Below are 24,220 nucleotides of genomic sequence, written 5' to 3'. Positions count from 1 at the left end.
TTTTTGTTTTACTTTTGTTGAAACAAAAAATGTTGTTGCCATGAAACAAACGCACACTTATCCAAATTACTCCAATGCTTCTTTTTTTTCGCCTGTAAACCAAGCGATTGGCTGGGCTTCACGCAACTGGTTTAATGCCATTTTACTTTATTTGGCTGGCCATCTTTTGTTTCAAAGAGACCTAAGTCTTCAAATCAATATGGATAGAGAAGATTCGAATAAGTATGCATCTGTACCTTATTCCAACCCTACCAGCCTGGAGAATGCTCCTTCTGCTCAACAAGCTACTTTTGTACCCGCGATCAACATCAGTCAAATGGTACAAAAGAAAATTCCTGCCCCTACAACACCTACTGTCACAACAACGCCCACAAAAGGCAAAGAGCCTACCTTTAGTGTCTCCAATCTGACACCGGCTTTAAGCCCTGATTATGCAAAACGAAAGGGAATTGATCCTGCCGTGTTTGCGGATAAGGAACAAGTGCTGCAAGACTACGTTCAAAAATATGCTCCTGCGGCTATTCGTGCCATGCAAAATTATGGTATCCCTGCCAGTATTACCTTGGCCCAAGGTCTTCTGGAGTCCAATGCCGGGGGAAGCAAGCTGGCCAGAGAATCAAACAACCATTTTGGGATCAAATGTCGGCGCAAATGCCGGGGTTGCACCTGTCGCAATTATACGGATGACGATGTTTTTGACATGTTCCGGGTATTTGAATCGGTTTGGGAAAGCTATGAAGAACACTCCGTTTTATTGAGCAGTCCAAGGTACAAGCACCTGCAAAAATTTGGTACAGATTATAAAAGCTGGGCTTACGGACTCAAAAGAGCGGGATACGCAACGGACAAAACTTATGCGCAAAAATTGATCCGCATCATTCGGAACATGAATTTGGATCAGTACGACCTTTGATGAATAAGAAAAAAAAAGGGTTGTTTCGGAATTTTTTTTCGAGACAACCCTTTCTTTTTTGCTAAACCAAATTCCCTATCTTTTGAAGCCTTCTGGCATCTTAAAATCTTTCTGAAATACCGACCAGGGTGTTTCTTTGTACTTTCCTGATCCAAAATAAGATGAAATCATCAACAATTCTTCTGCGTTTCGAAAACCTGGAATAGGCTGGATCATGTCCATGCTTTCATCCAGAAACACCATCGAAGGAAAGCTCAGGTGACCCCGCAAAAACTCTTCTGCCAACTCGTGGTGACCACTTTTGGTGCTGCGTACGTAGCGAAACTCTTTGCCTTTGTATTCGAGTGGTTCTTTTGATTCGGCATCAAATTTCACCAGGTAAAAATTCTCGTTGAGGTATTTTGCCAGGAAAGGGTTGGTAAAGGTTTCCGCGTCCATTTTTTTACACCATCCGCACCAATAGGTGAAAACATCTACCAAGATTTTCTTTTTCTCCTTTTTGGAAAGCTCCATGGCTTCCTCCCAGGTAATCCAGTTCACCGTTACAACCTGGGTTCGGGTAGGCGTTCGGGGGGCAATTCCCTTTGCGGTCACCCCAGGTTTTGGGGTGGTTCCTTTCTTGTTCAGGATAGTTTCCTGTGAAAACGACGCTGTTATATTTAAGCCAATCAACATAGCTATGGCCAAACACGCTCCCAATCTGCTCATTTCAGACAGTATTTGATTTTGTACTACAAAAATAGTAAATGTTGGCGACCCATACACCTACTCTAGTAAAAGACTCCCTTAGAACACTCGCGTCACCAAAAATATGCATCCACTTTTCGATTTTAAAACATCTTTAACTTCTCTGGGGGGCGATACTACTTGTCATTCTTGTAAACGTTTAGCCTATCCACCCCAAAACGGATGGATTGCTGAACTGGGGATGGAAGGGTAGGAGCAGGGATGCCCCCAGGAAGATTCGTTTTACCAATGAATACCCGCGCTTCATCCCACAAATTTTGGGCAATTAAGCCCTCTAAAACTTTTGCACCACCTTCTACCAAAACAACACCCAACTTATACTCTTTCCACAGCTTTGCCATCAATATTGGCCAGAAGCTGGAATCAAAATTCAGTTGCAGGTATTGTACTGCGGAGTTTCCACCTTCAGGACTAAATTGCTCGGTAACCACTAAAGTAGGATGTCCATCGGACAATACTTTAAGGTGAGGGGGCAACTTCAAATCGCGATCCAATACAATGCGCAGGGGAGACTTTCCAAAATAATGGCGATTGTCCAATTGGGGATCATCGATCAAGGCCGTAGCAGTACCCACCAAAATGGCATCGGCTTCCATCCGCCAACGGTGAACCAGGCGCTTGCTGATGGCCTGAGTAATCCAGAATTGCTTTCCATCCAATGGAGCAAAGAAGCCGTTGGAGGTTACTGCCATTTTGAGTACAATATAAGGTCTCTCTTGAGTGACGGCAATATTCCGGGTTGCGGCCAAGGCTTGACCTTCGGCCTCCAAAATACCGCTAACAACTTCTACTCCTTGTGCCCGCAATATGTCAACACCTCGACCCCGTACCTCGGGACTGAGGTCTAAACAAGAAATGACAACTTTGGGTATTTTTTCCTGAAGAATCAAATTGGTACAAGGTGGAGTTTTGCCAAAAATACAGCAGGGTTCTAAAGAGACATAAAGGGTAGAGTAGGGGAGAAGGGCCCGATCGATTGGCAAAACGGAGGCTACCGCATTCACTTCTGCATGTGCCCCACCGTATCTTTGGTGAAATCCTTCTCCAATGATTCGACCATCGTGAACGAGCACTGCTCCAACCATTGGATTGGGAGATACCGAGCCAGCTCCCAATTTTGCGAGATCAAAGCATCTTTTAATAAAGCTTTTTTGCTCTTTTTCCATATTTTTTTGTGCTTTAGCTGCTTAACGACAAAGAAAAATATAGCTTTTACCTAAATATTGTTGAATAAATGTTAATCTTTTTTTGAAAATATTTATCTTTAGTGCTGTAAAATCCAGCCCATTGAACTAAGAGAGTCCATCGCCTGCTGCAAAAGGTCAAAAACTTCAATTAAATTACTATCCCAAGCTTGTTGATTTCCCCAAACCTGACACTAAGGACATCCGACTGTTTTGACTATAATCTCTTGAAGGAAATTGTTTTACCATTCTTTGCCTTTATTTGAATAACTAAAATTTTGAGAGCGTGCTTTACAAAGTTAAACTGAAAAACGCAGAGGAGTCTGTCCTTTTGGACGACAAAATCTACGAGTTTCTTACCACCGACCCGTATCTTGTTAAGGTAGATTTTATCAACAATCTCCGAAGGCACTCCAGCGGATGTGCAGTTTTCCAAAAAACCTGGAAAAAAGCAGATGGAGGATACAAAACCGAAACCATTTATCTGCACAAATTGGTTGCAGAAAAGTTTTTGGTAGACACTAAAGGAGGTGACAAGAACCTGGTAGGCGCCAAAAATGGCAATAAATTGGATTGTCGCCTTGAAAATCTTATTTATCGGTCTCGTTCTGTGGCTAGTCGAAAACGAAAAACCAGTAGTAAAGTCGGATACACTGGTGTTTACAAAGAAAACAACCGATACCGCGCTGTGATTTCGGTCAACCGAAAATCGGTGCACATTGGTATGTTTGCTACAGCTGAAGAAGCGGCCATGGCTTACAACAAAATGTCTCGTAAATTATACGGAGACGATGGCAAGCTAAATGCCATTAAATCAACTAGAAAAGGAGATGAAGAAACTCCAATTGATCTCTCTGAAATCATCGAGGTACCAAACACAGGAATCAAATCCAAGCGTGGCCGAAAGCCAAAAAATCACATCCAGTAAGCGGATTAACGCGCCTGAAAAATTTAGATTTATTTCAGGCGCGTTCCTTTAGTAGTGGGGCAAAAATGAACACTTATTTTTTTATCGCCCCTTTATTGCTTTGGTCATTTCTCGTTTTCCAGGTGGCCCAGGTAAAGGTTCTACTTTGAAACCTACCGCTTTTAACGAACGTTTGAACTCTCCTTTTGCACAATAAGTTACCAGTATGCCTCCAGGTCGCAGTGCACCGTATATCTTTTTCATTATTGCTTCTGTCCACAATTCGGGTTGGACAGTAGGTGCAAATGCATCAAAATAGATCAGGTCGAAAATAGAATCAAAGGGCAGTGCTTCCAAATCTCCCAAACGTTTCTGTAGAGAAAAATTTGGCGATAGTTGAATCTTCTCATCCCAGGCACAGTTGTGCATGTACAAGAAGATTTCTCTAAAGTGCTCACCATCAATTAATTCGGGATAATTGAGGTTTTGTGCTTCCGTTAAGGTAATTGGAAAACGCTCAACAGACTCGTAGTATACCTGGATCGGGCGTTTGGCCAATTCCTGGTAGGTCAACAAAGCATTGAGCCCTGTACCAAAACCTACTTCCAAAATGGAAAGTTGCGCTGGTACAGTAAACAATAACGGCATCAAGCCAGCCTGAATAAAAACATGGCGAGATTCTGTAATTGCCCCATACTTAGAGTGATAGCTCACGCCATATTGGGCTGCTGTAATGGAGTGTGAACCATCTTGTGTTACAAAGACTTCATTGTTTCTTTCGGCCTCATCCATCGGTTTCGAATCCTGTACAATGCCTAGAAAAACAATGAAAGAACCATTTTAATGGCATCGGCAATCAAATCCGTGAAGGAAAAGTTGGAAGGACAACCATATCCACGGTTGCAAGAGAATGTTAGCGCGATCACAACACAGGCCAACACCAGGTTTTGAGACTTCTTGATTTGGATTTTCATATCTTCAAAGGATTTACAATTTTTCCAAACAAACGCAGAGCAATATGGTTTTATTTTAGAGCTTTGCTTTTCGATACAAAAGTAGAGAATTTTTCTATTTTTGCTGCGCCCAAATCACTTCCAATTTGGGGAAATGATAAAATTGACAAAACCTGCGTATGAGTAGAGAACTTGCGCTTCGCGATGCACTGCGAGAAGCATTAATAGAAGAAATGCGTCGGGATGAAACTGTCTTCTTAATGGGAGAAGAGGTGGCCCAATACGATGGAGCTTATAAGGTGAGCAAAGGATTATTGGATGAATTTGGCGCCAAACGCGTCATTGACACCCCCATTGCAGAACTTGGATTTACAGGCATTGGCGTCGGGGCAGCCATGAACGGATTGCGTCCGGTCATTGAATTCATGACCTGGAATTTTGCCATTCTTGCCTTTGACCAAATTGTGAACAACGCGGCCAAAACCTTGTCTCAATCGGCGGGTCAATTCAATTGCCCAATTGTTTTCCGTGGCCCTTCCGGCTCGGCAGGTCAATTGGCGCAACAGCACTCCCAAACTTTCGAGAGTTGGATGGCCAACGTTCCTGGTTTGAAAGTCATTTCTTGCATAGATCCTGCTGACGCAAAAGGGTTGCTCAAATCTGCCATCAGAGACAATAACCCGGTGTGCATCATGGAATCTGAAATCCTGTATGGACACAAGGGGCCGGTACCTGAAGGGGAGTATTTGGTGCCGATCGGCAAAGCCGCCATTCGGAGGGAAGGAACGGACGTAACCCTGATTTCCTACAACAAAATGACTTTGGTGGCATTGGATGCTGCGGTAGAATTGGCGAAAGAGGGCATTTCTGCTGAAGTCATTGATTTGCGTACAATTCGCCCACTGGATGTTGAAACTATCATCAATTCAGTGAAAAAAACCAACCGTTGTATCATCGTGGATGAAGCATGGCCTTTTGCAAGTGTTTCTTCAGAGGTGGCTTATACGGTGCAGAAATTTGCTTTTGATTACCTTGATGCCCCGGTAATTCGGGTAAGTTCAGCGGATACTTCGCTGCCATACGCGGCTGCCTTTGTGGAAGAATATTTGCCCAATCCAAGTAAGGTTGTCAAAGCAGTGAAGGAAGTGATGTACGTTAAGGGTTGATATCCTGCTTCGCAGGTCTTTCATTTCCACCACCTTAGGCACTTAAGGCACCTGAGACTCACTTTAGATTTCAATATTTGAATAATTTCTAAGGTGAATCTTAGGTGTCTCAGGTGGTGGAAAAAAATAAATCAGAACCTCAACCCCAAATGAGGCTGAGAATTGTCGATGATCAAAAGTTCCATGATGTTATCGCGGTTCAGCACGCCGATCAATTGATTGTTTTCAAAAATTGGGGCAATTTCTACATTTTCATCGGTCATTTGGTCGTACACTTCGTCTAGCTGCATCTCTGGTTCTAGGCGCAATACTACTTTGTTCATCACCTCACTTAGCACGGCTTCTTTGCCAAAATGCCCAAGTCCTTCAATCATTTCATTGCGATTGAGTGTGCCCACTACAGCGTCATTTTCAATTACAATGAATTCTTTTTCCTGACCATCCAAAAGCATTTTCACTGCTGTACCGATCGTATCGCTACTTTGCAATGGAGAAAAATGGTGCATGATGGCATCCCGTACTTTGTATTTAACCAGTGCAGAACGGGTGGATTCGTAATTGCCTTCGGCTCCTGCTCCCAGGTAGATAAATACGCCAATGAATACCATCCAAATGTTGCCGGTGCTTGGAATAAGCCCGTACAAGACAAATCCGATGGCCAACAATTGACCAATGCGTACAGCCAGATTTGTGGCCCTGTACCGCCCGTATTTCATAGCCAACAACGCCCTGAGTACCCGACCACCGTCCATTGGGAAGGCTGGAATCAGGTTGAAAGAAAACAACATCACATTGGTTGTAAACAGACTGTACACCATATTGTCGTTGCTAACCGGACTCCACCAATCTGAAAATGCAGGGACATGGCCACTAATTCCCAAAAAGAGGAGAAAACCCAGAGCCAAAACAAAGTTGACCGCGGGCCCTGCTAGCGCAATCAGCATTTCTTGCCAGGGTTGTTCAGGAATATGTTCCATTGCGGCAACGCCGCCAATGGGAAGCAGGGTGATGTGATTGGTTTTGACCCCAAATCTTTTGCCCATCAGGGCATGGCCAAATTCGTGCAGGAGCACAAAAAGGAACAATAAAATGATGAACCAAAAGCCGTTCAGGTTGCCTCCTTCGTGATTGACACTGCGGAGACCTCCCACCAATACGCCGACCAAAAGCACGATAAAAGTCCAATGCAAGTATACTTCGATGCCAGCAACTTTGGCAATTTTGAGCGACCATTTCATAATTAACCTGGTTTAAATTAGGATAAATAAACCTCAATTTACAAAACCAAGTCCATGGAACTTCATTCTTTGGGCAAATTCTTCTGTGGTAGTCGCTGGTCAACAGGTTTTTGTTTGAATCTCGGACTTTTAAAAGTCCAGCCTTTTTTTTCCAAATCAAGATTTGCGGCCTCGATAAGGGCAGGATCAAGATTTTTTTTGTAGCGTTCCAGTGTATCGTTGGTTTTTTCAGCACCCACCAGGTCTTCAATCTTTACGTGGGCAATAAAGCTGTTGTTCAGCGCAACCGTATCGCGGTGGTTTTTGACCAGCAATTTGTCATAGTATGGAATGGATTTTTTGTACTGCTTGGCACTTACATGCGCATTGGCCAAGGTCATAGTGGCTATTGCTTCGGTGTTTTTAATTTTGGGGTTATTGGAAGCAATTATGGTTTTATCGTTAGCAACTTCACGGTAAGCGTTTTCTGATTCGGCAACTGCCCCGGGTGCGTTGTTCATCACCAAAACCCGAGAGGCGATGATCAGGGCTGCTCTCTTGATGTTGGTTTGGAAATTTCCCTGCTCTCTGAATTTTAGCAAACTGTCCAACTCAAAGCGTTCCTTTCGATCAATGTTGGGGGCATAAAAATTGATTTCTACCGCTGTATCGCTGAATACGCGGCCCCAAATCACCATTTTGGTAGTGCAGTTTTCAACCAGTGATTTTGAAAAAGAAGCGTCAATCAGCCCTTTATACCCTTCAACCAGTGTCGCATCCGCCTGAAACCCGTTTCGGTCAAAAATAACGTCCAGTTCACTGACCAAAAACTGATCTGTATTGTCTGGATTTCCCGTGCGGGTGGTAAAGTCAAATACGGCAATGGTGTATTTGGCCTCAGGCGCAAAAGAAGGACAATCAATGGGGAGTTGGCCGACTACCACCTGCGAGGTATCGACAGGTTTGAGCGGATCAACTGGTTCTTGTGCAAGAGTCTTTGCGGAGAATCCGCGCAACAGCAGCACAATCGCCAGCATCAGCCCTGCTCCACCTAAGCCATACAGCAACCATTTCTTGCGAACAGAAGATGGAGTAGGAGAGGCCCCTTTATCCAGGAATTCCAGAATTTCTAAAATTTTGTTGACCGTTTTGTTGCTGGCCAAACGAATTTGATCCTCCGTAAGCAAACCTTGCAGTTCTCTTTCTTTGGACTGGTTGTATTCACTCTGGGTAACTTTAGCCGCCCGATCCAATGCGGAAAACTGATCGTTCTGGCTTTCCAGAAACGCTACTAATTTTTCCAAAGCTTCATCCAGCTTACCCTCCGCGACCAATGCTTTGATTTCGGTTTTCATCACCAAGTATTTTGTAGGGTTAGTCATTGTTTGGAAATAGGAAATGGAAGACAGCAAAAAATGCAATTCCTTACATTTCGATGACATTTCTACCCTATAACACCATTTCTTCAAAAAGTAACGTAAAATAGAGCATGTTTCACAAACTCTTAACTCAAGAAGCTATAAACTCTCCAGAATAGTTAAGAATTTTATACAACTTTCAATAATCAACCAACTTATGAGATCAAAGCATCTGAATTTCTGTGTTTTAGCACTAATTGCAGCACTTTTTAGTACTTGCAGTAAAAACAATCAAACTTCCCTCAAGATGGGGCGTTTTGGCCAGGTTCAAAAAGTTGAATTGCCAAATGGTTGGTCGCTCACTCCGGTAGGCGAACAAGTTCAACTCGGCGATTTGCCCATGAACATGGTTGTCTCTACCGATCAAACCCGTGCCGTTGTCAGCAACAACGGGCAATCTGGCCACAGCATCATGCTCATTGATGTGGTCAACCACAAAGTATTGCACCAAATGACCCTGCCCAAAGCTTGGTACGGCCTGGCGCTGAACAAGGCTGCCAATACCGTATATGCCTCTGGTGGTTATGACAACATGATCCGCGTTTACAGCATCGAAAACGATAAATTCAAGGTCAAAGACAGTTTAGCACTGGGTAGCCGCTGGCCCAAAGGCGGGGCTTCCCCAGCTGGCTTGGCATTATCTGCAGACGAGGGTCACCTTTATTGTGTAACCAAGGGCGACAGCTCTCTGTACGATTTCAACCTGGGTACACGCTCGCTCGCTCAAAAGACCAAACTGAAAGCTTCTGCTCTTGCTTGTACCTTGGGCCCTGACGGCAAAAAACTGTTCATCTCAATTTGGGGCGGATCTGCCATCAGCGTTTATGACATCGCTACCGGTAAAATCACTTCAGAAATTAACGTAGGCTCACACCCAACCGAGATGACCTTCAGCAAAAATGGCCAATACCTCTTTGCTGCCTGCTCTGAAGAGAACTCCGTGTCGGTGATCGACCTGACCCAAAACAAGGTAGTAGAAACCATTGTTGCTTCCTTGTATCCCAACGCGCCTGTTGGTTCTACTTCCAATTCAGTAGCTGTTTCTGAAGATGGCAATACCCTGGCCATCGCCAATGCCGACAACAACTGTTTGGCGATGTTTGACATCAGCACCATTGGTTCCAGTAAATCCCTGGGTTTTGTGCCAACTGGCTGGTATCCTACCTCCGTGCGTTTTGCCAAGGGTCAAATCCTGGTGGCCAACGGAAAAGGGTTGACTTCCCTGGCCAACCCTGACGGCCCGAATCCATACAAAGCCCGCGAAGATGGCACCCAGTACATCGGCGGCTTGTTCAAAGGTACTTTGTCTTTCATCCCGATGCCCACCCGTGACGAATTACCTGCATTTACGCGCTTGGTGTATCAAAACACACCCTACACCAAAGACAAAGAGCTGAATGCAGCAGGTGAAGCGGGCAACCCCATTCCACGCAAAGTTGGTGATGCTTCACCCATCAAGTACGTGTTTTACATCATCAAGGAAAACCGCACTTACGATCAGGTTTTTGGTGATATGAAAGAAGGCAATGGCGATCCATCGATTTGCATTTTTCCGGATACGGTTACGCCCAATATGCACGCATTATCCCGTCAATTCGTATTGCTCGACAACTTTTACGTTGACTCTGAAGTGAGCGCAGACGGCCACAACTGGTCAACTTCGGCTTACGCAAACGATTACGTAGAAAAAACCTGGCCAACCAGCTACGGTGGCCGCGGAGGGACTTATGATTATGAGGGTTCCAAAAAAATTGCCTGGTCAAAAGGTGGATTCTTGTGGGACAAATGCAAAGCCAAAGGTTTGAAGTACCGGAGCTATGGCATTTTTGCCGATTATGGTGAAACGTATATGCCAAATCTGGAAGGCCACCTTTGTGCCAAATATCCAGGTTACAACCTGGCCATCCAGGATGTTTTCCGGGTTGAAAAATGGAGAGCAGATTTCGACTCGTTGGTAAACATCAACCAATTGCCCAGCATGAACTTTGTGCGATTTGGCAATGACCATACCGCCGGCGCTAGGGTAGGGGTGCCATCTCCTTCTGCTATGGTGGCAGACAATGACCTGGCGGTAGGCCGCTTTGTGGAGCACATTTCCAAAAGCAAAATCTGGAAAGAATGCGCCATTTTTGTATTGGAAGACGATGCACAGAATGGTTCTGATCACGTAGATGCGCACCGCTCACCTTGTTTGGTGATCAGCCCATACACGAAGCAAAAGCATGTAGAGCATACCTTATACACTACATCCAGTGTATTGCGCACCATCGAGTTGATCTTGGGGCTTTCTCCAATGAGCCAGTACGATGCTGCAGCTACACCAATGTTTGCTTGTTTCAGCAAAACGCCTGATCTGAAGCCCTACCAAGCCAAAGCCAACCAGATCAGCTTGACCGCACGGAATACCATCGACGACAAGTGGTCAAAATTGTCTTACCAGTTTGACCTCAGTAAGGAAGACCGTGCTCCTGATTTGGCCTTCAATGAAGTGATCTGGAAAGCAGTACGTGGTCGCAACAGCAAAATGCCTGCACCTCGCAGAAGTGCTTTTGTGCGCCCAATTGAAAACAAAGACGAAGAATAAACAATTGACCGTTTTTAAAAAAATGCCATGCTTGCGCTTTGCAGGTGTGGCATTTTTTTGTGTACATTAACAAATTGTTTGTATCAGTAAAAAAAATCGCTGCGTTTTTTTCCTAAATCTTAAACTTGCCTTGAATTGTTACTTTCTATATGTTCATTACCCAAAAAATCTAAAAACATGCAAAAGATAGCTTTTAAGCTTGCATTCCAAATGGCCGTTTTGGCTGTTTTATTGCTTTCTAATTCTTGTGCCGTTAACCCGGTTACGGGCAAGAATCAGATCATGCTGATGTCCGAAAAACAGGAATTGGCCTTAGGTGCTGCCTCCAATCCGCAAGTGATCGCCGAATTTGGGGCATACGATGACCCAAAGCTGCAGGCATTCATCAACGAAAAAGGCCAGGAGATGGCCAAGATTTCTCACCGTTCCAACCTGGAGTACCATTTTAAAGTCGTGGATTCCGACGTGGTCAATGCCTTTGCTTTGCCAGGAGGATACGTTTATTTTACCCGGGGCATTATGGCGCATTTCAACAACGAGGCGGAATTTGCTGGCGTTTTGGGCCACGAAATTGGTCACATCACTGCCCGGCATGGCGCCCAACAGCAAACCACTCAATATCTGGCCATGGGTGGCTTGATCCTAGGATTGGTATTGGTGCCTGGTGCAGCAGATTTTGCCGAGCCATTGTCGCAAGGGGTACAGTTGGCAATGCTCAAGTTTGGTCGAGATCACGAAAGCCAATCCGATGAGCTGGGGGTTGAATATTCCACAAAAATTGGATATGATGCCAAACAAATGGCGCAGTTTTTCAATACCATTGACCGAATCAGTGGTGGCCCGGAAGGTAGGGTACCCAACTTTTTGTCGACGCACCCAAATCCCCAGGATCGTTTCAAAAGGGTAGGGGAGTTGGCTGAAGCGGAACAAACCAAGATAAAAAACTTCAACCTTGCGGTAAACCGCGACGCTTACCTGCGCAGAATTGATGGCATTACTTATGGCCCAGATCCCAAGCAAGGCTATACTTTGAACAACGTGTTTTACCATCCGGTGTTAAAGTTCCAATTTCCAATTCCTACCGACTGGACTTTGCAAAACTCGCCACAGCAGGTGGTTATGGCACCCAAAGACGGCAAGGCAGCAATTATTTTCAACGTGGCTGAGGAAAAAAGCCTCCGCGAAGCAGCCAACAATACCATCGGCAAAGACTCGCTGAGATTGATCGATTCGCAAAACCTGACTTTGAACGGTTTTCCAGCAATTGCCTTGTCGGCAGAGCAAGTAACCAAAACCCAACAAGGCACGCAAACCCTGCGCTTGCTGATTTACCTCATTCAGTACGACAACATGATCTACCGTTTCTACGGCCTGTCTGCCGCTGCAGATTTTAACACCTACAATCTGAGCTTCCAGAATACGTTCAAAAACTTCCGGGAACTGACCGATCCAGCCAGAATCAATGTATACCCAGATCGCATCAGCATCAAGACGATCAACCGGACAACTACGCTGGCCGAGGCGCTGCGCAACTATGGCGTGCCAGAGAAACGCCTAGAGGAAAATGCCATCGTGAATGGCATGCAGCAGAAAGAAACGGTGACGCCCGGGATGTTGATTAAGGTGATTGAGAAAGGGAGTAAGTAGTTTTTTTAGATTCTCCCGTAGCAATTGTTGATTCACGCTGCGGGAGAATCAATTGAATTGTCAAAAAAACAGGATTATTTTGTCCCATAATTTATATTATGTTAAACAGAAGAAGCTAAAAAGCTCAAACACCTCTTGATCGGTATAAAATCATTCCCATGAAGAATAATAAAACGCCGTACAATTTGATGGTGGTAAATTGTAGAATCTTATCCCACTTCAATAACTTGTATTCATGTTCCAATTCGTTCATTTCTATGCGCAGATCCCTTCGATCATTTTTGGTGATGTCTGGAGATGAAACTGCTACTTCATACTTTGAACGACTGTCATAAAACTTAGCTTTGGCGATGGTTTTTTGGTGACCAAGTTCAACGAAAAGTATGATTTTTTTAGTTAGCAGAAACAGTAGCACCAAAGTTGGCAGCAAAAAGATATAACCGAGGGTTTTTAACTTTTTATTCATTTTAAAACATTTTAAGGTTTTTTTCGTTGTTGAAACTTATTGAAATGTATTTGATTTTAGCATATGCTCCTACTCTATTTATGCAATGTAATTATCTTGTGTAAAATAAGAAAATAAAAAGAATGAAAATTTTCAGCGCCACCCAAATCCGTGAACTCGACGCATGCACCATTGCACACGAACCCATTGCTTCCATAGATTTAATGGAGCGAGCCGCCTCTGCATTTGTGCATTGGTTTTTGGAAAAATTCGATGACCGCGACATTCCCGTTGTCATCTTTTGTGGTCCGGGCAACAACGGTGGAGATGGCCTTGCGGTAGCCCGCATGCTGCTTTATGAATTTTACAACGTACAAGTGTTTTGTTGCGAGATCAGTAAAAATCAAAGTGCTGATTACCTCGAAAATTTGTCGAAGATTCCTGATTACAGCAATTTATCCGTCCTACCCTTGGCCGAAGGTGCCGAGGTACCCCCTCTCCCACCCCAGGCCATCTTGATTGATGCACTGCTGGGAACGGGAATATCCAGGCCAATTGAAGGTTTTTGGGCAGATTTTATCCAAAAATTGAATCAATTTTCAGGTACAAAAATATCCATTGATCTTCCATCAGGCTTGATTGCAGATGCAACGACTACTGGAACAACATTTTGTGCCGATTACACTTTCAGTTTTGAAATGCCGAAACTGGCTTTTTTGTTGCCAGAAAATGCATCCCGGGTTGGCGAATGGAGCTATGCCTCGATTGGATTGGATTCCAATTTTATTGTACAAACGGCTTCCCCCTATCATTACCTCACTCTTGCCGATGTAAAACCTTTTTTGCAAAGCCGGACGAAATTTGCGCACAAAGGCCAATTTGGTCATGCCTTGCTCATTGCAGGCAGTCAGGGCATGATGGGCGCAGCCTTGCTGAGTGGCCGTGCGGTGCTGCGCAGTGGCGCTGGGTTGTTGACCATACATGCGCCAGCTTGTGGCTACGTCATTCTGCAAACGGGATTGCCCGAAGCGATGGTCAGTTCAGATCGGCATCATTTTAATTTCTCCGAGTTGCCAGATTTGGAAAAATACACTGCAATTGGGGTTGGCTGCGGATTGGGACAAAAAGATTTCACGGTACGGGGCATGGATGAATTGTTAACCAATATCGGCTCAAAACCACTGGTGTTGGATGCCGATGCGCTGAACATTATCGCCGCCCAAAGTTGGCAATCGCGCATACCCGCAGGCAGCATTCTAACGCCACATCCCAAAGAATTTTCGCGCTTATTCGGAGATGCCCCTGACGATTTCGCAAGACTGGATTTGTTGCAAAAATCTGCTCAACAATACAAGATTTACATCATCCGCAAAGGAGCCAATACTGCCATTGCCCTCCCGGGTGGCCAGGTTTGGTTCAATTCTACGGGCAATCCAGGCATGGCAACGGGTGGCAGTGGCGACGTACTTACCGGGATTTTGACCAGCCTATTGGCGCAGGGATACCCTGCCGAGCACGCTTGCAAATTGGGCGTTTTTCTGCACGGAATGGCCGGAGATTTGGCCGCAGAAAGCCTTGGACATGAAGCACTTTTGGCCAGCGACATCGTAGATCAACTGGGGAAAGCATTTCAAGGCTTGAAAAAGGCCTAATTCAACGCTCTCATTTTAGCTTTATCAAACACCCATCACCATAACTCAAGAATCGATAATCGTGATCCAGGGCATACTGGTACATTTCTTTCCATTTGTTGCCCATTAATGCTGCTACCAACAACAACAAGGTACTACTCGGCTGGTGAAAATTGGTACACAATCCATTGATCATCCTAACGGTATAACCCGGTGCGATCAGCAATTGCGTTTTGGCTACCAGCCGATCCAGACCTTGTTGATCCATCCAATTTATTAAAGCATCGAGGGCTTTTTCAACCGAGATATTTTCAGCATCCACCTCGTACGCATCCCATTGCTTGATTTCCAATTCAGCATGGTTCAAATCAGGTTTTTGCAAAAGCTTGCATCCCATCAAAAATAAACTTTCCAGGGTGCGCAGCGTAGTCGTACCCACCGCATAAACGGGGCGTTGAATTTGAGCTGCTGCAATCAGCGTTTCCAGCAATGGCCTCGAAACGTCGAAATATTCTGCATGCATATCGTGGTGGCCAATGGTAGCGGCACTTACAGGCTTGAAGGTGCCTGCGCCTACGTGTAGGGTGACGTAATCCAAATCAACCCCATTGGCTTTTAATTTTGCAAAAACCGCTTCGGTAAAATGCAATCCTGCGGTAGGCGCCGCTACCGAACCTTCCAGATGGGCATAAATGGTTTGGTAACGTTCCTTGTCCAATTCTTCGGCCTCCCGATCCAAATACGGAGGGAGTGGAATTTGGCCAATGGCGCTCAACACTTCGGCAAAAGTAAATGCCGCAGGCTGCCAACTAAACTTGATGTGAAAATAAGTACTGCTTCGGTCAATTATTTCAGCTGAAAGACGGTATTCATGGGCATCTTCCGTACCCCAAACCGCACTTACAGCACCTTCTTTCCATTTTTTTGCGCCACCCACCAAGCATTTCCAAGCAGATTCTCCATGCCTGGTCATTTCCGAACTCAGTTCGCCAATGGGTTCCAAACAAAAAATTTCTACTGCTCCTCCGGTAGGCTTTACCATGTGCAAGCGGGCTGGAATAACTTTGGTGTTGTTGAACAGCATCAAAGCACCTACTGGAATATGCTCTCGGATATTTGCGTAGGTATCTTCCTGGAATTCCTGTTGCTGGATAGAAGCAATCAGGAGCTTAGAGGCATCTCGTTCAGCCAAAGGATACCTTGCAATGCGGTGATCTGGCAAATCATATTGGTAATCTTCAATCCGAATATCCTGAACGCGCATAATCAAAACGATTTAAAACCACAAAACAGGCCGTGAAGATACGCGACCTGTCCTTATGATGTCTAGGTTTGTTTGATTTTTACAACAGAGGCCGCCGAGACCATATTGATTTATAACTTTTTACAAAAAAATGAAAGAATCAAAAAAACGATCACTTGCCATATTGATTGCCATATCTTTAACGGTAACCGTTTGAATAGTGTAGAACCTATTTTTAACCATAAATGCCCGGGTTTTGATGAGGGCTTGTTCCCGTAGGTAATTGATGCGCCACAGTTTTCCCGGATAACCCTGAAGTGAAATGTCGCTTTGATAAGCCAATTCCCCTTTTACACTTTTTAAGGCCTGATCGATACTTGCATCAAAAAATTCTTTCAAGAGATCGGTTGAATCGGAGTGAATGGTGCCTTCTGGATAATCACAAAAAGTAATCATGTAAAAGAGATTCTCCGCGTTCTTTTGAGTATTGTTGTAGATCAAAATATGGTACGCCATTTTCCCAATTGGCGTTTGCACGGAATCCACCGCTTTATCAAAATCACCTGGCGTGAGTACCTTAAATTTCCCTTCCAATGATTGGTACTCCTTCCAGGGGTGAACACGCCAGTCTTCAGCAGAGGCGCGGGGAAATGAATCCCGCATCACTTGAGCAGAAAGTAGTAAAGGCAAAAATGCACTAAGTATGCAAAGCATCAATCGAGTCATCGTCATTTTATCAAATCATTGTGTCCATAACCTGAGCGTTTTTCTACCCCAAAAGTTGTATCTCACGAAATAATTTCATAAAAATCTCGCTATTTATTGCACAATTCAAAAAATGCCCATACCTTAGTTTTAAAATCAAACTAAGTGAACAATTCATCCCATTTATCTACCGTCTATCGCGAAAAATTCGCACTTGTTGCCGACTTGTATCACCTGACCATGGCCTATGGATTCTGGAAAAATGACATGCAGGATCGGCCATCCGTATTTCAATTGTACTTCCGGAGAAACCCTTTTGGCAATCCCTATGCCATCGCAACTGGCTTAGGGTTGGTGGTGGATTACCTCCAGCAGCTCCGTTTTTCCGTAGAGGACATACATTACCTGGGTTCGCTCAACGGGGCAGATGGATTACCCCTCTTTGAGATAGGATTTTTGAATTACCTCCAGAGACTTGAATTCAAATGTGATGTATATGCGGTTCCTGAGGGAACGGCAGTATTTCCGAATCAACCACTGATTCGGGTAGAAGGCCCTTTGTTGCAAGCCCAAATCATTGAATCTGCGCTATTGAACCTCGTCAACTTTTCAACGCTGATTGCTACCAAAGCAGCAAGGGTAGTGCAAGCCGCGCAGGGCGATCAAATTTTAGAATTTGGCCTCCGCCGGGCACAAGGTCTGGATGGCGCCATTACTGCTTCACGGGCAGCCTACATTGGCGGATGCGACGCCACCAGCAACCTGATCGCAGGAAAATACTACCACATTCCGGTAAAAGGGACGCACGCTCACAGCTGGGTCATGAGTTATGGCAATGAAGCAGCTGCTTATCGGGGATTTGCCAAGGCCATGCCCAACAATTGCATCTTCCTGGTGGATACTTACGATACCATCAATGGAATAAAAAATGCCATTGAAATCGGCAAGGAATTGCGTGAAAATGGCCACTCCCTCCTGGGTATTCGACTGGACAGCGGCGACCTGTCGGCCTTGAGTAAAACTGCCCGCAAAATGCTGGACGAAGCAGGGATGACCGAAACGGCAATTGTAGCCAGCGATTGTCTGGACGAAAACTCGATCAGCAAGTTGAAAAAAGACAACGCGCCGATCAACATCTGGGGCGTAGGCACCGAGTTGATCACCGGAGGCACCCAAGCAGCCCTGGGCGGAGTCTACAAACTTGCCGCCATTCAGGATTCAAAAGGCACATGGGAATACCGCATTAAAAAATCGGAAGACTTGTACAAAATGTCCAATCCCGGCATACACCAGGTACGCAGGTATTTTGACAGTGCTGGTGTTCCTCAAGCGGATGTCTTATTTGAGGTAAGCCACCTCGAGCCGGCAAAAGAGCTTATCGAAATGGCCAGTGGAACCGTGTACCCCCTACCCTCTTCCATGAATTTTGAAGACTTGTTGATTCCTGTTTTCAAGCATGGAAAATTGATTTACGCCCAACCCGATGTGCACCAGGTACGCGAACGTTCCCTTCAACAACAAGCCATGATGCAACACGCAAAAGCACACTTTGTACATGGGCTTGACCGTTATTTGTATGATTTGAAGCAGGATTTCGCCCAAAAGAGTTAAATTGCTGCATTATCAATCCCTGATTTACCAGAACTATTCCTTTTTAATACACCAGGAACTGCACGATGAAATATTGCTATGAATACCCAAGGCCATCTGTTACCGTAGATTGTATCATTTTTGGCCTCGACGAATCTCAACTACTGAAGGTACTCCTCATTCAAAGGGGGCATGATCCCTATCAAGGACATTGGGCGCTCCCGGGAGGTTTTGTAGATCTGCAAGAAGACCTGGAATTTGCCGCTTTACGAGAACTGGAAGAAGAAACGGGCGTGCGCGATGTATTCATCGAGCAGTTGTTCACATTTGGTGCCCCCAGTCGAGATCCTCGTGGCCGGGTGATCAGTGTGGCCTATTACGCGTTGGTCAATTTGACAGATCACCCGGTGAGTCCTTCTACAGACGCTCAATCGGCAGAATGGTTTCCGATTACGGCTTTGCCCCAACTGGCTTTCGATCACGAACACATTTTGGATACAGCGCTCAATCGACTCCGAGCCAAGGTTCGTTACCAACCCATCGGCTTTGAGCTGTTGCCGGATAAATTTACGCTGACCCAATTGCAAAACCTGTATGAAACAATATTGGGCTTGCCCAAAGACAATAAGTTGAACAAGCGCAACTTCCGTACCCGCATCCAAAAAATGGACGTACTCAAGGAAATGGGCATCCAGGAAGGAGTATCACATCGACCAGCCAAACTGTACAGTTTTGACAAGGTTCGCTACGAAGAATTGCAAAAAATGAAATACATGGACTTGGTGAGGCGAGGTCTTGATTTTGAGATATGATGATCATTTATTTTGCGTGAGGGATAAATATGATTAAATTTGCCATAAATTTCCACCTCGGGCAGCCTTTGAGGTGGAAGAAAAAAACGGCATTATGAAAACCGTGTATTTTGTTCGCCATGCTAAATCCAGCTGGGACAACATGTCCATTCAAGACATTGACCGTCCTTTAAACGATAGAGGCATGCGCGACGCGCCATTTATGGGCCTCAAGCTTAAAGAGATTGACGCCAGAATTGAAAAAATCATCAGTAGCCCGGCTAAACGGGCCATCACTACGGCTACCTATTTTGCCGCTGCGTTGAGCATTGCTCCTGATAAAATCATCGTAGAATCCCGCTTGTATGAGGCCATGCCCGAAGAAGTCATCAAAGTGATCAGCGAACTTTCTGACAATTGCCAAATCGTGGCAGTTTTTGGTCACAATCCAACTTTTACCTTTATTGCCAACTTGTTTACGGAAGATTACATCGACAATATTCCCACTTGTGGGATCTTCCGGGTAGACGCCAATGTTAATTCCTGGTCACAATTTGGGGAAACCACTGGGCGTTTGACTGAATTTCACTTTCCAAAACAATTCTTTCATTGATGAAATTGTTCCGTGTTTGCTTGATCTTGATACTGAGTATGTGTTTTGCCTGTAATGTTGGACAAAAACGACTGCCTGTCCCCGAAAAAAAGCTTATCGAAATTCTAACCGATGCCCATTATGCCGAAGCTGCCTTGCAGGAAGTATATGGTAATCAAAAAGATAGCTTGAAAAAAATATATTACCAGGAAATATTTCAATTGCACCAGGTTTCAGAAGAAGAAATGACCAAATCCATGGATATTTTGCGCAAAGATCCAGTCCGTTTGGATAAAATTTACCAGGCAATTCTTGAAAACTTGAAGGGTTAACAATTATTTAATCTACTTAGCTTTCTGGTCATCTTGGATTAATCATAGCTTTGCACTGAAATAGGGAGAATGCTGAATCGGTAAAATTGCCTCAAATTCAGAAACTTCAGAACCGATTTTGTGTATGGACAACATCAAAATTCTCATCGTTGATGATGAGCCAGACATCCTGGAGATCCTCCAATACAATCTTGAAAAGGAAGGTTATCAAGTAGTGACGGCTTCTGACGGCGAAGAGGCGGTAGCAGTGGCGGAAAAAGAATTGCCCAACCTCATTGTCTTGGACATTATGATGCCAAAAATTGATGGCGTCGAAGTTTGTCGAATTCTCAGAAGCAAGCCTGAATTTGATCGCACCGCCATCACCTTTCTTACGGCAAGAGAAGAGGATTACTCTCAAATTGCTGCACTGGATGTAGGTGGCGACGATTACATTACCAAACCCATCCGCCCCCGGGTATTCATCAGCCGGATCAAAGCCCTTCTGCGTCGATCAGACCGATTGCCCCAGGAAGAGGGTCTGGACGTGATCAAAATAGGAGATTTGGCCATCGACCGGGATCGAGTCAGTGTTCAGCGGGGCGAAGAACTGATTGAACTGGCTAAAAAGGAATTTGAATTGCTCTTTCTTTTGGTATCCAAACCAGGTAAAGTATTTTCTCGGGAAGAAATTTTCAATAAAGTATGGGGTACCGATGTCATCGTTGGCAACCGTACCATTGACGTACACATCCGCAAATTGCGCGAAAAAATTGGAGAGGATTACATCAAAACAATCAAAGGCATTGGGTATAAATTTGAATTTTAATGCTTAAGAATCCCACTCCCCGGCAAATTGCAATTTCTTCAGCAGCACTGATTACGGCGGTTGGTATTCTGATTTTTTTGATGGTGCGGTTCTTGCGCTGGGAAGCCTATCCTTGGGTGGAGTACCTGATTTGGGTTTTGATTTTCTTTGTGTTGACTTATCGAGTGGTGCTTTATTTTTTGCAAAATTACATCTACCGCAAGATCAAACTCATTTACAAGACCATCCACCAGGAAAAAATCAATCCAGCGGAAAAGAACAAGACAATCAATGCTGATGCTAAAATTTTTGATGAAGTAGGTGAACAGGTAGCCGCCTGGGCCGCCAATCAGCAAAAAGAAATTGACCAGTTGCGCTCTTGGAGCGAATATCGCCGGAATTTTCTGGGCGATATTTCTCATGAACTCAAAACGCCCATCTTCAACATCCAGGGGTACATCGAATCGGTAATCGACAATGGAATTGAAGATCCAGCCTTCAGCATGTCGTTTTTGAAGAAAGCCTCCAAAAACGTCGATCGCCTCCAAACCATCATCCAGGATCTGGAGACCATCTCCAAACTGGAAACGGGCAACATGTTGCTTGAAATCACCGGTTTCGACATAAAGGAACTGGGCAAAGAGGTATTTGAAGACCTTGAAATCAAAGCCGCAGAGCGCAATATTTCGCTGGAATTCAAAGAGGGTGCCAATTTCAATTTCAGAGTCAAAGCCGACCGGGAAAAGGTCAGACAAGTACTCATCAACCTGGTACACAATTCCATCAAATACGGCATCCCCAATGGGCGCATCAAGATCGCGTTTTATGACATGGACAAACGCGTTTTGATCGAAGTTGCCGACAATGGCATTGGTATCCCCAAAGAGCACCTGGCACACGTATTTGACCGCTTTTATCGTGTCGACAAAAGCAGATCGCGTACGCAAGGAGGCTCTGGCCTGGGCTTGTCCATCGTCAAACACATCATCGAAGCACACGCCCAAACCATCAATGTGCGCTCAACTCCCAATTTGGGATCAACTTTTGGATTTACCCTGGATAAAGCGTAAGTAAGTTGAAAAGTTGAAGTGTTTGAAGTTGAAAAGTACCTACAATCTACATGCAGCAGACATCTTTTCAACCCTTCAATCTTAAACTCTTCAACTATTTTTATTACTTTTGCGCTCCGAAAATAAGCTCGAATCATTATGCTCAACATATCCAACCTTTACGTACAGTACGGAGACCGCATTTTGCTCAACCACATTAACCTTACCATTGGTGAAAAAGACAAGGTAGGATTGGTAGGTCGCAATGGTGCCGGCAAATCCACCCTGCTCAAAATAATCGCTGGGGAAATGAGCGCTCACGAAGGCAAAATCAGCCGTCCGAGTGGTGCGTCACTGGGCTTCCTGCACCAGGAAATGGACATTCCCAAAGGCCGTAGCGTGCTGGAAGAAGCCATGACTGCCTTTGCAGAAGCCAAAGACCTGGAAATTCGCATCGACGAATTGCACAAGGAAATGGAAACCCGCACTGACTACGAAACCGATGAATACATGGAGTTGCTGGAGGAGTTTGCCCACGTCAACGATCGGTTTCATTACCTCGGTGGCGAATCTGCTCAAGGCGACGCTGAACGGGTACTCAAAGGGCTGGGTTTCAAGCAAACCGACCTGGATCGCCTCACCGACGAGTTCAGCGGAGGCTGGCAAATGCGGGTGGAATTGGCCAAAATGCTGCTGCGCCGTCCTGATTACCTGCTCCTCGACGAACCTACCAACCACCTTGACATTGAATCCATCATCTGGCTGGAAGGCTTCCTAAAGGACTACACGGGATCGATCATCCTGATCTCGCACGATAAAGAATTCCTCGACAACGTAACCCTGCGCACCATCGAAGTGGAGTTGGGCAACGTTTTTGATTACAAGGCGCCCTATACCAAGTTTGTGGAAATGCGCAAGGATCGTCGCGAAAAGCAACGCGCTTCTTACGAAAACCAACAAAAAGTCATTGCCGAAAAAGAGCGTACCATCAGTCGCTTTATGGCCAAAGCCACCAAGACCAAGATGGCGCAGTCCATGCAAAAGCAACTGGACAAAATTGAACGCATCGAAATCGACGATGAAGACATCGCATCGATGAACATCCGCTTTCCTACTGCGCCCCGCGCTGGGCAGGTGGTCGTAGATGCTAACCACCTCGAAAAACGCTACGGCGATTCGGTGATTCTGGACAAGGTGGAATTCAGAATGGATCGTGGTGACCGGGTAGCTTTTGTAGGCCAAAACGGCCAGGGCAAGACCACTTTGGCCAAAATCATTGTGGATGAAATTGCGCTGTCTGGCGGCAAACTGACCCTGGGTCACAACGTCAAAATCGGCTATTACGCCCAAAACCAGAGTGATACCCTGAAATCGAGCGAAACCTTGCTCGAAACCATGGAAAATGCCGCGCCACCCGAAATGCGCAGCAAGGTTCGACACATCCTGGGCGCCTTTATGTTCAGTGGTGAAGATGCCGACAAAAAAGTATCCGTACTCTCCGGGGGCGAACGCGCCCGTTTGGCACTGGCTTGTTTGTTGCTCAACCCCTTCAACTTGCTGGTACTCGATGAGCCTACCAACCACTTGGACATCATCTCCAAAGACGTACTCAAAGCGGCCTTGATGGAATACGATGGCTCCCTGATTGTGGTTTCCCACGACCGGGACTTTCTGGGTAGCCTCACCAACCGCACCGTGGAATTCCGCGATCGCCACCTCTACAACCACATCGGCGATGTCAACGCTTTCCTCGAAAAGCGCCAATTGGACAACATGCGTCAGGTGGAATTGAGCACCAAAACATTTGCAGCGACTCCTCCCGTTGCCATCGCCGCGCCAAGCAACGGGGCAGCATTGCCCGCCGCTCCTGCCCGCGAACTGAGCTTCGACGAACGCAAACGCCTCCAACGCAACGTAAGCAACGCCGAAAAAAAGATCGAACGCCTGGAAGAAGACCTGACCAAGTTCCAAAAACAAATGTCTGAACCTGATTTTTATACCAAATCAGATTCCAACAAAACCATGCAAGCCTACGAAGCAAAGAAAAAAGAGCTTGCTGCTGCGATGGAAGAATGGGAAATGGCCACCATAGAACTTGAAGGCTAGTTTTATTCAATGTCCAATATCCAATAATCAATATCCAATGTCCAGCGCGGGTTTGGTATTCTGGGGATAATAAAATGCTCTCCCGCGTAGGAAGGTGTTACCGACAATCATGTCTTTCTAAAGCTTTCCTCCGCGGGCGAGCATCTTGACTTTAGATTTTCTTGACCACGCGCTGGAAATTGGAAATTGGTTATTGATTATTGGACATTGAAA

Annotated in this window: 22 protein-coding genes; 13 read left to right on the top strand and 9 right to left on the bottom strand. The window is 45.2% G+C overall.

Features of this window, described 5'->3' with window-relative positions:
- The first annotated feature begins 40 nt into the window (after nt 1–40).
- The gene (locus ABW391_RS04235; protein WP_353480584.1) at nt 41–913 is read left to right on the top strand and encodes a glycoside hydrolase family 73 protein; all 873 of its coding nucleotides are present in this window, start codon (nt 41–43) and stop codon (nt 911–913) included.
- Between the two features lie 75 nt (nt 914–988).
- Here ABW391_RS04235 and ABW391_RS04230 read toward each other — a convergent pair whose 3' ends face one another.
- Nucleotides 989–1,621: a thioredoxin family protein gene (locus ABW391_RS04230; RefSeq protein ID WP_353480583.1), complete on the bottom strand. Its 633-nt coding sequence runs from the start codon at nt 1,619–1,621 to the stop codon at nt 989–991.
- A 155-nt stretch (nt 1,622–1,776) separates the two neighbouring features.
- Complete coding sequence (gene ribD / locus ABW391_RS04225; RefSeq protein WP_353480582.1) at nt 1,777–2,826, bottom strand: bifunctional diaminohydroxyphosphoribosylaminopyrimidine deaminase/5-amino-6-(5-phosphoribosylamino)uracil reductase RibD; 1,050 nt, start codon at nt 2,824–2,826, stop codon at nt 1,777–1,779.
- A 304-nt stretch (nt 2,827–3,130) separates the two neighbouring features.
- Between ribD and ABW391_RS04220 the strand changes: the two genes are divergently transcribed.
- Nucleotides 3,131–3,772, top strand: coding sequence for an AP2/ERF family transcription factor (locus ABW391_RS04220; RefSeq protein WP_353480581.1), 642 nt, complete (start codon nt 3,131–3,133; stop codon nt 3,770–3,772).
- Nucleotides 3,773–3,853: 81 nt separating this feature from the next.
- On the opposite strand, the gene mnmC2 is transcribed toward ABW391_RS04220, so the two are convergent.
- Together mnmC2 and ABW391_RS04210 are read right to left on the bottom strand one after the other, a co-directional pair.
- Entirely contained in the window at nt 3,854–4,543 is a 690-nt protein-coding gene (gene mnmC2, locus ABW391_RS04215) for a tRNA (5-methylaminomethyl-2-thiouridine)(34)-methyltransferase MnmC2 (protein ID WP_353480580.1), read from the bottom strand.
- Between the two features lie 23 nt (nt 4,544–4,566).
- Nucleotides 4,567–4,725 carry a hypothetical protein gene (locus tag ABW391_RS04210; protein ID WP_353480579.1) on the bottom strand — a complete coding sequence of 53 codons (159 nt, stop codon included), beginning with the start codon at nt 4,723–4,725 and terminating at the stop codon, nt 4,567–4,569.
- A gap of 158 nt (nt 4,726–4,883) precedes the next feature.
- On the opposite strand from ABW391_RS04210, the gene ABW391_RS04205 reads away from it, so the two are divergent.
- The gene (locus ABW391_RS04205) at nt 4,884–5,870 is read left to right on the top strand and encodes a pyruvate dehydrogenase complex E1 component subunit beta (RefSeq protein WP_353480578.1); all 987 of its coding nucleotides are present in this window, start codon (nt 4,884–4,886) and stop codon (nt 5,868–5,870) included.
- Nucleotides 5,871–6,001: 131 nt separating this feature from the next.
- On the opposite strand, the gene ABW391_RS04200 is transcribed toward ABW391_RS04205, so the two are convergent.
- The gene (locus ABW391_RS04200) at nt 6,002–7,108 is read right to left on the bottom strand and encodes a site-2 protease family protein (RefSeq protein WP_353480577.1); all 1,107 of its coding nucleotides are present in this window, start codon (nt 7,106–7,108) and stop codon (nt 6,002–6,004) included.
- Between the two features lie 62 nt (nt 7,109–7,170).
- Nucleotides 7,171–8,442 (bottom strand): hypothetical protein, encoded by a 1,272-nt coding sequence (locus tag ABW391_RS04195; RefSeq protein WP_353480576.1) that lies wholly within the window; start codon nt 8,440–8,442, stop codon nt 7,171–7,173.
- A gap of 220 nt (nt 8,443–8,662) precedes the next feature.
- Between ABW391_RS04195 and ABW391_RS04190 the strand changes: the two genes are divergently transcribed.
- Nucleotides 8,663–11,089, top strand: a complete 2,427-nt coding sequence (locus tag ABW391_RS04190) for a bifunctional YncE family protein/alkaline phosphatase family protein (protein ID WP_353480575.1) — start codon at nt 8,663–8,665, stop codon at nt 11,087–11,089.
- A gap of 177 nt (nt 11,090–11,266) precedes the next feature.
- On the top strand, nt 11,267–12,736 hold the full coding sequence (locus ABW391_RS04185; protein WP_353480574.1) for a M48 family metalloprotease: 1,470 nt from the start codon (nt 11,267–11,269) through the stop codon (nt 12,734–12,736).
- 124 nt (nt 12,737–12,860) lie between these two features.
- On the opposite strand, the gene ABW391_RS04180 is transcribed toward ABW391_RS04185, so the two are convergent.
- On the bottom strand, nt 12,861–13,202 hold the full coding sequence (locus tag ABW391_RS04180; RefSeq protein ID WP_353480573.1) for a hypothetical protein: 342 nt from the start codon (nt 13,200–13,202) through the stop codon (nt 12,861–12,863).
- Nucleotides 13,203–13,324: 122 nt separating this feature from the next.
- Between ABW391_RS04180 and ABW391_RS04175 the strand changes: the two genes are divergently transcribed.
- A complete protein-coding gene (locus ABW391_RS04175; RefSeq protein WP_353480572.1) occupies nt 13,325–14,833 on the top strand; it encodes an NAD(P)H-hydrate dehydratase in 1,509 nt (502 codons plus the stop codon).
- Between the two features lie 10 nt (nt 14,834–14,843).
- Here ABW391_RS04175 and ABW391_RS04170 read toward each other — a convergent pair whose 3' ends face one another.
- Together ABW391_RS04170 and ABW391_RS04165 are read right to left on the bottom strand one after the other, a co-directional pair.
- Nucleotides 14,844–16,076 carry an S-adenosylmethionine:tRNA ribosyltransferase-isomerase gene (locus ABW391_RS04170; protein WP_353480571.1) on the bottom strand — a complete coding sequence of 411 codons (1,233 nt, stop codon included), beginning with the start codon at nt 16,074–16,076 and terminating at the stop codon, nt 14,844–14,846.
- 120 nt (nt 16,077–16,196) lie between these two features.
- Entirely contained in the window at nt 16,197–16,787 is a 591-nt protein-coding gene (locus ABW391_RS04165; RefSeq protein ID WP_353480570.1) for a hypothetical protein, read from the bottom strand.
- 138 nt (nt 16,788–16,925) lie between these two features.
- On the opposite strand from ABW391_RS04165, the gene ABW391_RS04160 reads away from it, so the two are divergent.
- The 7 genes from ABW391_RS04160 (at nt 16,926) to ABW391_RS04130 (ending at nt 24,007) form a co-directional block, all read left to right on the top strand.
- Entirely contained in the window at nt 16,926–18,371 is a 1,446-nt protein-coding gene (locus tag ABW391_RS04160) for a nicotinate phosphoribosyltransferase (RefSeq protein WP_353480569.1), read from the top strand.
- 65 nt (nt 18,372–18,436) lie between these two features.
- Nucleotides 18,437–19,162, top strand: a complete 726-nt coding sequence (locus ABW391_RS04155) for an NUDIX hydrolase (RefSeq protein WP_353480568.1) — start codon at nt 18,437–18,439, stop codon at nt 19,160–19,162.
- A gap of 94 nt (nt 19,163–19,256) precedes the next feature.
- Nucleotides 19,257–19,754 (top strand): SixA phosphatase family protein, encoded by a 498-nt coding sequence (locus tag ABW391_RS04150; protein WP_353480567.1) that lies wholly within the window; start codon nt 19,257–19,259, stop codon nt 19,752–19,754.
- Complete coding sequence (locus tag ABW391_RS04145) at nt 19,754–20,065, top strand: DUF4296 domain-containing protein (RefSeq protein ID WP_353480566.1); 312 nt, start codon at nt 19,754–19,756, stop codon at nt 20,063–20,065. The genes ABW391_RS04150 and ABW391_RS04145 overlap by 1 nt, the downstream gene beginning before the upstream one ends.
- Nucleotides 20,066–20,189: 124 nt before the next feature.
- The gene (locus ABW391_RS04140; RefSeq protein WP_353480565.1) at nt 20,190–20,873 is read left to right on the top strand and encodes a response regulator transcription factor; all 684 of its coding nucleotides are present in this window, start codon (nt 20,190–20,192) and stop codon (nt 20,871–20,873) included.
- On the top strand, nt 20,873–21,922 hold the full coding sequence (locus ABW391_RS04135; RefSeq protein WP_353480564.1) for a sensor histidine kinase: 1,050 nt from the start codon (nt 20,873–20,875) through the stop codon (nt 21,920–21,922). The genes ABW391_RS04140 and ABW391_RS04135 overlap by 1 nt, the downstream gene beginning before the upstream one ends.
- Nucleotides 21,923–22,060: 138 nt before the next feature.
- A complete protein-coding gene (locus ABW391_RS04130; RefSeq protein WP_353480563.1) occupies nt 22,061–24,007 on the top strand; it encodes an ABC-F family ATP-binding cassette domain-containing protein in 1,947 nt (648 codons plus the stop codon).
- Nucleotides 24,008–24,220: the final 213 nt, after the last annotated feature.

It is taken from the genome of Haliscomenobacter sp. (genome assembly GCF_040403615.1).
GTDB lineage: Bacteria > Bacteroidota > Bacteroidia > Chitinophagales > Saprospiraceae > Haliscomenobacter.
The sequence above is the reverse complement of the archived record's forward strand: the minus strand, read 5'-3'. Positions and strand labels throughout refer to the sequence as shown.

Excerpts from the sequence above, each read along its gene's own strand:
- ABW391_RS04235 (WP_353480584.1), top strand. The coding sequence starts at position 41 with ATGAAACAAACGCACACTTATCCAAATTACTCCAATGCTTCTTTTTTT.
- ABW391_RS04230 (WP_353480583.1), bottom strand. The coding sequence starts at position 1,621 with ATGAGCAGATTGGGAGCGTGTTTGGCCATAGCTATGTTGATTGGCTTA.
- ribD (WP_353480582.1), bottom strand. The coding sequence starts at position 2,826 with ATGGAAAAAGAGCAAAAAAGCTTTATTAAAAGATGCTTTGATCTCGCA.
- mnmC2 (WP_353480580.1), bottom strand. The coding sequence starts at position 4,543 with ATGGATGAGGCCGAAAGAAACAATGAAGTCTTTGTAACACAAGATGGT.
- ABW391_RS04210 (WP_353480579.1), bottom strand. The coding sequence starts at position 4,725 with ATGAAAATCCAAATCAAGAAGTCTCAAAACCTGGTGTTGGCCTGTGTT.
- ABW391_RS04205 (WP_353480578.1), top strand. The coding sequence starts at position 4,884 with ATGAGTAGAGAACTTGCGCTTCGCGATGCACTGCGAGAAGCATTAATA.
- ABW391_RS04200 (WP_353480577.1), bottom strand. The coding sequence starts at position 7,108 with ATGAAATGGTCGCTCAAAATTGCCAAAGTTGCTGGCATCGAAGTATAC.
- ABW391_RS04195 (WP_353480576.1), bottom strand. The coding sequence starts at position 8,442 with ATGAAAACCGAAATCAAAGCATTGGTCGCGGAGGGTAAGCTGGATGAA.
- ABW391_RS04190 (WP_353480575.1), top strand. The coding sequence starts at position 8,663 with ATGAGATCAAAGCATCTGAATTTCTGTGTTTTAGCACTAATTGCAGCA.
- ABW391_RS04185 (WP_353480574.1), top strand. The coding sequence starts at position 11,267 with ATGCAAAAGATAGCTTTTAAGCTTGCATTCCAAATGGCCGTTTTGGCT.
- ABW391_RS04180 (WP_353480573.1), bottom strand. The coding sequence starts at position 13,202 with ATGAATAAAAAGTTAAAAACCCTCGGTTATATCTTTTTGCTGCCAACT.
- ABW391_RS04175 (WP_353480572.1), top strand. The coding sequence starts at position 13,325 with ATGAAAATTTTCAGCGCCACCCAAATCCGTGAACTCGACGCATGCACC.
- ABW391_RS04170 (WP_353480571.1), bottom strand. The coding sequence starts at position 16,076 with ATGCGCGTTCAGGATATTCGGATTGAAGATTACCAATATGATTTGCCA.
- ABW391_RS04165 (WP_353480570.1), bottom strand. The coding sequence starts at position 16,787 with ATGACGATGACTCGATTGATGCTTTGCATACTTAGTGCATTTTTGCCT.
- ABW391_RS04155 (WP_353480568.1), top strand. The coding sequence starts at position 18,437 with ATGAAATATTGCTATGAATACCCAAGGCCATCTGTTACCGTAGATTGT.
- ABW391_RS04150 (WP_353480567.1), top strand. The coding sequence starts at position 19,257 with ATGAAAACCGTGTATTTTGTTCGCCATGCTAAATCCAGCTGGGACAAC.
- ABW391_RS04145 (WP_353480566.1), top strand. The coding sequence starts at position 19,754 with ATGAAATTGTTCCGTGTTTGCTTGATCTTGATACTGAGTATGTGTTTT.
- ABW391_RS04140 (WP_353480565.1), top strand. The coding sequence starts at position 20,190 with ATGGACAACATCAAAATTCTCATCGTTGATGATGAGCCAGACATCCTG.
- ABW391_RS04135 (WP_353480564.1), top strand. The coding sequence starts at position 20,873 with ATGCTTAAGAATCCCACTCCCCGGCAAATTGCAATTTCTTCAGCAGCA.
- ABW391_RS04130 (WP_353480563.1), top strand. The coding sequence starts at position 22,061 with ATGCTCAACATATCCAACCTTTACGTACAGTACGGAGACCGCATTTTG.